General features: G+C 65.2%; 10 protein-coding genes. 1 reads left to right on the forward strand and 9 read right to left on the reverse strand.

Going from position 1 to position 10,202, the window contains the following annotated elements; all coding sequences use genetic code 11:
• Positions 1–224 precede the first annotated feature (224 nt).
• The 3 genes from B384_RS0103845 to B384_RS20460 form a co-directional block, all read right to left on the reverse strand.
• Positions 225–2,393 (reverse strand): PhoX family protein, encoded by a 2,169-nt coding sequence (locus B384_RS0103845; protein WP_019481825.1) that lies wholly within the window; start codon positions 2,391–2,393, stop codon positions 225–227.
• A gap of 182 nt (positions 2,394–2,575) precedes the next feature.
• Positions 2,576–3,568 (reverse strand): o-succinylbenzoate synthase, encoded by a 993-nt coding sequence (locus tag B384_RS0103850; protein WP_019481826.1) that lies wholly within the window; start codon positions 3,566–3,568, stop codon positions 2,576–2,578.
• A 69-nt stretch (positions 3,569–3,637) separates the two neighbouring features.
• On the reverse strand, positions 3,638–4,294 hold the full coding sequence (locus tag B384_RS20460; protein ID WP_026040952.1) for a hypothetical protein: 657 nt from the start codon (positions 4,292–4,294) through the stop codon (positions 3,638–3,640).
• A gap of 94 nt (positions 4,295–4,388) precedes the next feature.
• Between B384_RS20460 and B384_RS0103860 the strand changes: the two genes are divergently transcribed.
• On the forward strand, positions 4,389–5,300 hold the full coding sequence (locus tag B384_RS0103860) for a phosphatase PAP2 family protein (protein ID WP_024476346.1): 912 nt from the start codon (positions 4,389–4,391) through the stop codon (positions 5,298–5,300).
• Here B384_RS0103860 and B384_RS0103865 read toward each other — a convergent pair.
• From B384_RS0103865 to B384_RS0103890, 6 genes are all read right to left on the reverse strand, one after another.
• Positions 5,297–6,526: an MFS transporter gene (locus tag B384_RS0103865; RefSeq protein WP_019481829.1), complete on the reverse strand. Its 1,230-nt coding sequence runs from the start codon at positions 6,524–6,526 to the stop codon at positions 5,297–5,299. The two genes, B384_RS0103860 and B384_RS0103865, sit on opposite strands and share 4 nt — an antisense overlap.
• 41 nt (positions 6,527–6,567) lie before the next feature.
• Positions 6,568–6,999 (reverse strand): hypothetical protein, encoded by a 432-nt coding sequence (locus B384_RS0103870; protein ID WP_019481830.1) that lies wholly within the window; start codon positions 6,997–6,999, stop codon positions 6,568–6,570.
• On the reverse strand, positions 6,996–7,457 hold the full coding sequence (locus tag B384_RS19580) for a cupredoxin domain-containing protein (RefSeq protein WP_083850821.1): 462 nt from the start codon (positions 7,455–7,457) through the stop codon (positions 6,996–6,998). The genes B384_RS0103870 and B384_RS19580 overlap by 4 nt, the downstream gene beginning before the upstream one ends.
• 130 nt (positions 7,458–7,587) lie before the next feature.
• Positions 7,588–8,466, reverse strand: a complete 879-nt coding sequence (locus tag B384_RS0103880; protein ID WP_050994838.1) for an MBL fold metallo-hydrolase — start codon at positions 8,464–8,466, stop codon at positions 7,588–7,590.
• 36 nt (positions 8,467–8,502) lie between these two features.
• Positions 8,503–9,333: an endonuclease/exonuclease/phosphatase family protein gene (locus B384_RS0103885; protein ID WP_019481833.1), complete on the reverse strand. Its 831-nt coding sequence runs from the start codon at positions 9,331–9,333 to the stop codon at positions 8,503–8,505.
• 16 nt (positions 9,334–9,349) lie between these two features.
• Positions 9,350–10,202 (reverse strand): dihydrolipoamide acetyltransferase family protein (locus B384_RS0103890; protein WP_019481834.1); only part of this gene is annotated, 853 nt, incomplete at its 5' end.

A 10,202-nucleotide genomic window follows, 5' to 3' on the forward strand; every position in this document is an offset into this window, starting at 1 on the left:
GGCAACGGCTAGCCGGGCGGCGTCGACGGAGTTCAGCTGCTCATTCACGCTTCAATCCTCACACATCGGGTTCCGCGCTCGTCCCCCACCCGGAACGCGCTCCCCCGCCCAGAACGCGCTCCCCCACCCGGATCGAGTCAACACATCTGACAGGATTCCGGCGCCAAACCGGCTATCTGTGCTGACTCGATGGGAAGGGCGGGGGGTCCCGGCGGAAAGTGGGGCTAACGGTTGCCTGTTGCCTTCGCTTCCCTGCCGCCGCGATCGTCGTCACTGTGCAGCCTGCCCGCACCGCGGCCACGACCGGGACGTTTGTCTTTACCCGGAAGGACCTGTATCACCGAGGGGCGTGGCACCGCTGCGTCGCCGCTGCGCGGTTTACTGCCATCAGCAACATAGTCGGGAAACAGGGAGGTCTGGTTTCCCCAGACGCCGTTCTCCCCCGGGTGCTGGACTGCAACGAAAACGTGGCGGTCCTTGTCCCTGATGATCGGCCCACACGTCTCGCCGTCCCGTGGTACGGCGAGGAATTGTTCCACCTTGCCGCGTTCCTCCCCGTCGAGGGTGACCTGAAACAAGCCATCGCAGTACCCGATGGTGCCCGGCTGCCCGTCAGTGGAGATCCACAGATTGCCGACCGAGTCGAACGCCAGGTTGTCCGGGCATGAAATCGGCGAGACTTTCTGCGCTGGAAATCCGCTGAAGTACACGGTGGGGTCATTGGCCGGGTCACCGCAGACCATCAACAGGTTCCAGGTGAACCGAGCAGAGGTCTGGTCTCCGCCGTTCTCGGTGATCTCAACGACATGTCCCGACCGGTTAGCGGTTCGCGGGTTCGCCTCGTCAGCAGGCGAGTTGGCGCCGACACCGCGGTTGGTGTTGTTGGTGCAGGCCACGTAAACCTTGCCGGTGCTGGGGTTCGGCTCCACGTCTTCGGCCCGGTCCATTTTGGTGGGACCCACCTTGTCGGCGGCCAGCCGGGTATAGACCGCTACCTCAGCAGCGCTCATTCCCGGCACTGCCGACTTGTTGTTGACGATCAGTGGCAACCACTCGCCGACGCCGTCGAACTCCCCGTCGGTGGGCAGATCGCCGGACCCATCAATTTCGGGGGCCGAGTTGCCCTGGAACCGCGCCACGTAGAGCGACCCCTCGGAGAGGAGCGTCATGTTCTTCCGCCGAGCTGCGGGAGTGCCGGCGGTGTCCATCCGGTTCAGGGAGACGAACTTGTAGAGGTAATCGAACCGCTCGTCGTCACCGGAATAAGCCACCACCCTGCCGTCGCCAGCCACGATCACGTTGGCGCCCTCATGCTTGAAGCGGCCAAGCATCGAGTGCTTCTTCGGCGTCGAGGTCCGGTCGAAGGGGTCCACCTCGACGATGTAACCGAAACGGTTCGCTTCGTTCTGGTATCCCTTGTTCCGGGTATCCAGCCGAGGTTCGTCGACCTCCCAGCCACGGGCCGTCGGAGACGCGGTGAGCCCGTATCTACGGTCCGAGGCACTGGTTCCCGGGCTGACGAAGTAGCCGTTGAAGTTTTCCTCCCCTGACAGGATAGTTCCCCAGGGAGTGGTTCCGCCGGCGCAGTTGCCGAGGGTTCCGAGAATGGTTCGGCCCGCGGGATCATCAATGGTTTTGACCAAATCGGATCCGGCGGCGGGACCCGTCAACTCGTAGGGGGTGTCGAGCAGGAAGCGACGGTTCAACGGTGCGCCCTGAACATACTTCCAGGCCTTCGAAGCGTTTTGACGCTCCAGTTCCACCACTGTCAGACCGTGCGCTGCGCGGCCGATACCCCGCACCTCCGCGGCCGGCAGACTGGGTGGCACCATGATGGGTTCGTTGGTGTACTCGTGATTGACGAACATCACGGCCCGTTTGCCCTTGCTTCCCGGCAGATCCAGAATGTCCGTGTAATCGCAGTTGTAGCCAAACTGCAGTTGCTGTGCGGCCTCGGACTGGTTAAAGACGTCGAACACCGGCGACTCGCGGAACAGGGGATCGCCCCAGCGGATAATCGGTTGCCAGGTGAAGCCCTTCGGCACCGTGAAATCATCTACCAGAGCATCTACCGGACGGATCGGGGCGAACTTCAGGTTGCTCCGGGGCCCCCGCTTTTGGAGGGCGACGGCGGGCGCCAGCTGGGGATCTGTCGGCACCCGGGTGCCTGTCTGTCCACCAACGATGAGGGCCAGCGCCCCGACGGCACCGACGCCAAGCACGTTCCGGCGGGAGTACTCAGAGGAGACGACATCCCTGAAATAGCTGTTGTCGGACGTGTTGCAGACTGCCGAAGCGCACGCATTGTCACACTTCAACGCGCACGTCACCGCGCTGCGCTTTCCATTCGTGTGGCCAAGCATGGGCAAAAAGCGCTTCTTCGTGTCACTCATGTGGTGCCTTCCAGCAGTGGAGCGGGGTGAGCAGCTTCCACACTGACAAGGCCGGGCTAACACTGCGGGCAGTCCAGGTGACAGGAAGGTGAACTTCCGCCTCCGTTCAGCCATTCCGCAGGACTTTTGCCGGTTTCGGCCCCCCGCCACCCCGGATCCAAGAGGCGGAGGGGGTGGGAGATCTAGGCGGAGCCGAGCAGTGCCCGGGTGCGTTCGAGCCGGTCGAGCCACCAGGCGGTCCGTTCAGGATCTGCCGCATAGCGCTCCAGCAGGTCATCGGAGACCTGGACCTTGCCCACCGCCAGCCAGCCGCCGTCGGGCACCAGCGACCGTTCGGTGACGTCGCCGCGCATGAGAGAGACGGTGCCCAGTCCGCAGGCGTACGGCAGCTCCGGCAGCGCGGCCGCGAGCGCCACCCCGGCGCTGATTCCCACCGAGGTATCCAGGGCGGAGCTGACGACGGCGGGAAGCCCGGCCTGCGCAACGATGTCCAGGGCCCGCCGGACCCCGCCAAGTGGCGCAGCCTTGATGACCAGCAGATCGGCAGCATCTTCGCGTGCCACGCGCAACGGGTCGGATTCTTTCCGGACGGACTCGTCGGCTGCGATGAGGACGGGGATCTCCCGACGGCGTAACTCGAGCCGGACGGCGCGGAGCCGGTCAATGGTCATCGCCGGTTGCTCCGCATACTCAAGGCCGTGCTCGGCCAGCACCGTGAGGGCGATCACCGCCTCAGCAACAGTCCAGCCGCCGTTGGCGTCAACGCGCAGCCCTGCAGCCGGTAGCAGCCGCCGCACCTCGGCGACGCGGGCCAGGTCGTCGGCAAGGGTCTGGCCCCGTTCGGCGACCTTCACTTTGACCGCGGTAACCGGACCGAACCGGGCAAGCACCGATTCGACCTCACTGGCTGGGACAGCCGGGACCGTCGCGTTGACTGCAACCTTCCCGCGAACAGCAGCGGGGAAGCCCTCCCAGCTGGCCTCGATGGCTCCCCGTAGCCACGGCGCGGCCTCGGCGTCGTCGTATTCAGGGAACGGGCAGAACTCGCCCCAGCCGGCCGGCCCTTGCACCAGCAGCGCCTCACGGTGCTGGACCCCGCGGAAGGTCACCCGCATGGGAATCGAGACCACACGGGCGACTGCGAGAAGCTCGGCGGTTGAGGGAAGTGTACTCACGGGTTCAGGCTACGCGACCGGGTTCAGGCAGCGCGACGGTGCTCCTCACCGAACCCAGGACGTCGTCGCTCAGGGCACCGGCCGGAGTGCCGACTGGACGATCACCGTGTCCGGCCCGAACTCGCGATCGTAGCGTTCCTGGCGGGTACCGTCGTCATAGTCGACTGCGACAACCAGATAACCGTTCGTTATCGACGAGTAGATCACCGGGTCGCCCGACGCCCGGATGTCGAGCTCGATCCCTTCAAGGGTGGCCTCGTCATTGGATCCGGGGTTCGCTGGGTCCAGTCGCGGATCGAAGTCGGCCATCGGGTCGTACAGCGAGAGCGGGATGGGTTCCTGGGTCCGGGTGAAGGCTTTGCCGTCCCAGGTTCCCTGGACGGCGTAAGTGCCCCACGTCACCCCGGAGGCGGTTTCGAACTGCTCAACGGCGTCCCAGTCCCAGTTGAGCAGGTCCACGGGGCCACCACAGTGGGGCGGATAGGACTCCCCAACCGCGCCAAGGCAAAGCTGGGGAAGACCATCGCCCTGCTGCCAGACGGTCGTTTGGGCCAGCACCTCCCCTGTCGCCGCGATGCCGCTGGACGGGGATGGATCAGGCACCACTGGATCGGCGGGGCTCGAACCGGTAGGCGCCGACGTCGGAACCCCGACCGCACCGCACGCAGACATTGCCACCGCGATCGCGGCGAGCGATGCCGCCAGAGGCCCAGTATGCCAACCCATGTTCTCATTGTGCGTAGCCGGGCCGGCATCACGGCCTGCCGGAAGATCACGATTGGATTGCAGAAGTGCAGCGCCGGTATGGAAGTCTTGCAGGGTGAGCCCACAAAAATCCGCGAACCCGACGGGGAGGAAACTTCCCGCCGCCCGGAACCCATCACTGTTCCTGATGGGTTCGCTGGTGTGTGCCGTGGCGCTGGGCTGGACCTATTGGGCGTTCGTGCGGACCAGCACCGGCCAGTTCGCGGACGAATCGGCCTGGCGTGAGGCTGGTTTCGCGGCCCCCGACTCGCAGCAACCCTTCCTCCAGTTTCTGGACAGCCTGCCGGCGCTGTCGGTGCTGTTCGCTGCGGCGGTCATCCTGTTCGTGACGCTACGCAGGCAGCGGTGGTCGGCAGCGGTGATCGCCCTGGGAACCATTGCCGGGGCCAACCTCACCACCCAGGTCCTGAAGAACCTGTTGTTCGATCGCCCCGACCGGGGCGTGCCGACGCTCGACTTCAACTCGCTGCCGTCCGGCCACACCACTCTCGCCGCGTCAGCTGCTGCAGCGATTTTCCTGGTGGTCACTCCGAGGTGGAGACCGTTGGCTGCCGCAGCCGGTGGCACCTATTCGGTGGCGGCCGGGGCCACCACCTTCCTCAACCTGTGGCATCGTCCCGCAGACGTCATCGCGGCCTTCCTGGTGGTGGGTGCGTGGACCCTGCTGGGCGGTCTGCTGATCATGCGGTTCGGCAACGCCTGGAATGTGTGGTCCGGCTACGGCGAGCATTGGGCGGCCTCACGGTTGTGGCTCACCTTCTGCTGGGCTGCGGGAGTGGCAGGGCTCGCACTCGGTGTCATCCTGTACCTGTACGTCCAGCTCATCGGACCCGCGCCCGTCCCCGGGACAGCACGCATTCCCCTGTTCTTCTGGTCCGGGCTGTCAATGATCGTTGGGGTGGGGTTCACCCTCAGCGCTGCTGCCAGCTGTCTGTTCAGCCATCAGGCACGGCGCCGCGTGGGCTAGCTCCGGGCGAGCGACGTCGGCCGGTGCGGGGGCACCCAGAACCACAAGACTGCCGCGGCAAGGAGGCCCAGCCCGCCAGTCGCCCAGATGCCTGCGGAGAGGGTCGCGACGGCGGTGACCGCCGCAAGAACCCCCGGGCCGGTCATGGTCCCGACATCGCTGAGTAGCCGCCAGATTCCAAGGAACTGGGGCCGGCCGGGATTCGGTGAGAAGTCAGCCCCCAGGGTCATCACGATGCCCGAGCCGATACCGTTGCCGAATCCGATCAGGAGCGCCACCAGCAGCAGCCCCACTGCATCGCCGGTGAAGGGCAACAGGATCAGCGCTACGCCCATGATCAGCATGCAGGGTACGGCAACCCACCGCCGCCCCCTGACGTCCATCATCTTCCCGGCCGGGTAGAAGATCAGCATGTCGATGGCGCCGGACAGGCCATAGATCAGGGCAGTGGTGGTGGCGTCCAGACCGATATCCTGCGCCCAGAGCGGCAACACCGCCTGTCGGGTGGCCCGGATGGCGGCGATCAGCAGGACACCAATGCCCACCGTCGCAAAAACCCTGCGGTGGGATCGCAGAATGGACCGGACTGTCGGGGCCGACGACGGCGGGTCCGCTACCCGCTCGAGGGCAGTGGATCCGTTCATGGCCAACCGCCCGGGGGCGACCAGCTCAGGCACCCTGCTGCTCAGGGCGGCAGCAGCGAGAGCGGCCCCCGCCCCCACCCAGTACGCACCAGCCAATCCAGCGAAGCTCATGGCCAGAGCCGCCGCGAAAGGGCCGAGGAAAACGCCGATCCTGGTGACACCGCCGAGCGTGGACAGCGCCCTCGCCCTGAAGTGGATGGGAACGGCTTCGGTGAGGTAACTCTGGCGGGCCAGACCGAAAACGGCACCGGCCATCCCGATCATGAAGATGGCTGCGGCGAACACGGCGAGGTTGGGGGCCAGCAAGGCCAGTACCATCGCCGTCGAGCACCAGAGTGACGCCCCGACCAGGGCCCACCGTTCACCGAACCGGGTGGTCAGGAGCGTTGCGGGCACGTTGGTGACCAGGGAGCCGATCCCGGTGAGGGTGATGATCAGTGCCGCCGTCGCAATGTCAGCCCCGAGGCTGCGCGCCGAGAGCGCTATTACTGGAAGGATCGCCCCCGTCGCCATCCCATAGAGCAGCGACGGGCCGTAAGCGCCGACAGCGATCGACTTGAGGTTGAACGATTCGCCCGGCACGCTTCTACTGTAGCCACCGGCGCTGTTCGCCCTCTTATCGATCAGGCCTCAGGGGTACGCCGCCCCACGAGAATCATCCCGACGACGGCGAGAACTCCGGCCGCCCCCTCAGCGACCGCACTGAGGGCCTTTTCGAAGAACCAGATCGGCTCGTACATGGCGGGGATGGGCCCGATCGCGGGCAGCTGGACGTAGGACGACACCACCACAGCCGCGAATGCTGATAGAGCCACCACCGCGGCGACGAGGTAGGACAACCGGCTGCCCCTGAGCAGGACGTAGAGGGCAGCGAGCACCGCCGCGGCCGCCTGCAGCCAGAACAGGGTGCCACCGCCCATCCCCCCTGGATACGCGATCTGATAGTTGGCGGCGAGTTGCACATGGACGAACGCATCGATCGCCAGTCCGATGGCGATCACCACGCGGAGACCGACTAGAACCGGGCGGTTGTGGGCGAGTGCCCGATTGCTCATTCCTCGACGACCAGTGTGCTGATCATGCCTGGGTGCGGCGTGCAGAAGAAGGAGTACTCCCCCGCGTCCTCGGGTGCCGTGAAGGTGACAGTCTCGTTGGGGCCGAAGACTGAATCGAACAGGCCATCCTCATCCGAAGTGACAGTGTGGCCGACAGAATCATTGTTAATGACGGTTACTTCGGCGCCCGGTGCCACCGGTCCGGAAACTTCGAATTCAAAGTCTGTGATGGTGATGACCACCTCTTCGGCCGCCTCGGCCGGGGTTTCAGCTGATTCGGTGATCTCGGCTGGCGCGGCGGGTGGGCTGGAGGCCGCCGGGCTGGAGGCCGCCGGACTGGTGGTAGTAGTTTCCGGCTCCGGGGCCGCACTGCCAGATTCCTCCGACGCCCCACAACCGGCAACTCCCACCAGTGCACCGGCCAGAAGTACTCCCATAACGCTCTTTCGAATATCCATGATTAGCCTTTCCCTCAGAATCCCGATCAGAGCTGTTTTCCAAAGCCCTGGGCACCGTTAGCACCATGATCCTCTTCATTATGAGGTTCGTCACGGGGTAGGGCGCGGATTGCCCGGCGGGAGCCTGGGATCAGGACTTGGAGGCCTGATGCCACTTCCAGTGCGCGAGGGTCCGCAACCGAATGAGCAGCGCCCGGGATTGTTCGGGGCCGTAGGGCAGGATGGGGATGGCCTTGGTCATGTCCACTGATGCTTCATCCATTGCCACCTTGGTGACCCGCACCGCGGTGCGCATTTTATATAGCTGTGCCGTGACAAATTCGACGCCCACCGGGTTGCCGTGCCCCGGGATGAAAACGTCATAAAGGTCCTCCAGCGCGGCGATCTTGCCCAGGGTGCGGATCCAGTCCGCAGGATACGAGTCTTCAAACCCCGGGTCGCCGCCTTCTTCGACCAGATCCCCGGTGAAGAGTACGTTGCCTGCGCCGATCAGGAGATCGTTATCCGTATGGCCGGCCCCCAGATGGAACAGGGTTACGCTGATGCCGCCCAGGTCCAGGTCGACGGGGCCACCGTCCACCACCTTGTTGGCGGGGTGGATGGCTGTGTGGGGACCGGCGTCGTCGGCCATGGCTGGCTCGAGCTCTGCGACGAACTGACGCTGCTGCTCTCCTGTCTGCGCCAGGTCTTCCGCGCAGCGTGCGGTGGCCCAGATTTCCTCGACCCCCTGTGCGGCGAAATACGCATTGCCGAACGCATGGTCGAAGTGGGAGTGGGTGTTCACAGCTGTCACCGGCAGGTCCGTGAGTTCTCGGACGGCGGCCAGGATGACGGCGGCCTGCGCTGGGCCGGCACCGGTGTCGATCACGAGGGCCCGCTCGGTGCCGACGACGAGACCTGGGTTGATCCGGTATCCGGCGTCACGCAGTATCCAGGTCTGCGGTCCCACTTCCCGCCAACGGGACTCGGTCTCCTTCGACACAGTGTCTACTGTTGGCGTCTCAGACATGGATTCCTCTCAACAACGATGGATGTGCTGGCCGTTCTACGCGCCGCCGGCACCCAGCAGCAGGACAGCCTGCACTGGGGCGTGATCGGACGGCCACGCACCACCGTACCGGGTGACGTTGATTCCTGCCCGCAGGACGGTGAAGTCTGGGGTGGAAAGGATCCAGTCGATCCGCTTGGCGCCGCGCTGCGGCTTACGATAATGGGGGAAGGTGCCCCATTGTTCGGTGAGTTGACGGTGCGCAGCGGTCCAGGTGTCACGCAGCACCCCCGACCCGGTCAGGATCGTGTAGGGCCCGGACGGCGCATCAATGTTGAAGTCCCCCATCACGATGCCCGGGAGTTGAGAGTCCCGCACCAGGTGTCGCAGTGTGTCCGCCGAATAGAGGCGAGAGCGGCGGGACAGATGGTCCAGGTGGGTGTTGATCACCACGAAGTCCTTCCCCGTGCCCAGATCCTTGAACCTGGCACGGACCGCGATCCGGGGGATCCGGTTTCCCCACGACGTCGAACCGGCAACGGTTGGTTTGCTTGAGAGCGCAAACTGCTCCCAGTCGAGCAGCGTCAGCCGGCGCCGGTCGTAAAAGAGCGGGCACTGCTCACCATTGCCATCGTCGTTGCGCCCCCGACCGATGCCGGCGTAGTCGGGTCCGAGCCCGGCCCGCACCGCGTCCAGCTGGGTTGGGAGTGCCTCCTGGACGCCCAACAGGCTGGGCTGCTCATCGCGTAGGAGCCGGGTCACCAAAGGCGCGCGAACCGCCCAGGAATCCCGGTTGGTAGGCAAAAGGTGTGGCATTGACCGTCGGATGTTGAAGGTCATCACGTGCTGCTCAGGGGCTGCTACCGGGCCGATGAGCGGTACGGTCACCGCTGGGCCCCTCGCTTCAAAGGTCTGCAAGCACGGTGCCCGGATTCTCGATCGCGTCCGCCACATACCGCAGGAACCCGCCGGCAACACCGCCATCACACACCCGGTGATCGAAGGTCAGAGTGAGTTCGGTAATTTTCCGCACAGCCAGGGCACCGCCCACCACCCACGGCCGGTCAATGATTCGGCCAATACCCAAAATCGCAGCTTCGGGGTGATTGATGATGGCTGCGCTACCGTCGACTCCAAACACGCCGTAGTTGTTCAGGGTGAACGTCCCCGAGGTCAGCTCGGCGGGCGTGGCTTTGCCGTCCCGCACGACGGCGGTAAGTCGGCGGATCTCCGCATCCAGCCCGCGGGCGCTCAGCGTGTCTGCGCGTCGAACGCAGGGCACCATCAGACCCCGATCGGTTTGAGCGGCGATCCCCAGATTCACCCCGTCGAAGCTGAGAATTTCCTGGCGACCCTCATCGTCGGTGACGATTCGGGTGTTCAGGTCCGGATACTTTGCCAGCCCGGCTGTCACGAACCGGGCCACGAAAGCCAGTAACCCGGGGGTCTGGTCGGGATTTGTTGCCTTGAGTGAGGCCCTGAGGTCCATCAGTGCGGTAGCGTCCACATCGACCCAGACCGTTGCCTCGGGGATCTCCCGGCGGCTACGGGCCATGGTGTCCGCCACAGTCTTCCGCACCCCCTTCAGCGGAGTGCGGGCGGCAATCTCCAGCCCCGACTTGCGATCAGTATCCGCACCCACCGGATCAGGGGCGACGCTTTCGCTGCTGTTGTCGGTGGGCGAACCCGTGATTGTCGCGGAGCCGGTGGCACTGCTGATGGCCTGCTGCACATCCTTTCGGAGCACCAACCCGCCA

The organism is Arthrobacter sp. TB 23, from assembly GCF_000294595.1.
Lineage (GTDB): Bacteria > Actinomycetota > Actinomycetes > Actinomycetales > Micrococcaceae > Arthrobacter_D.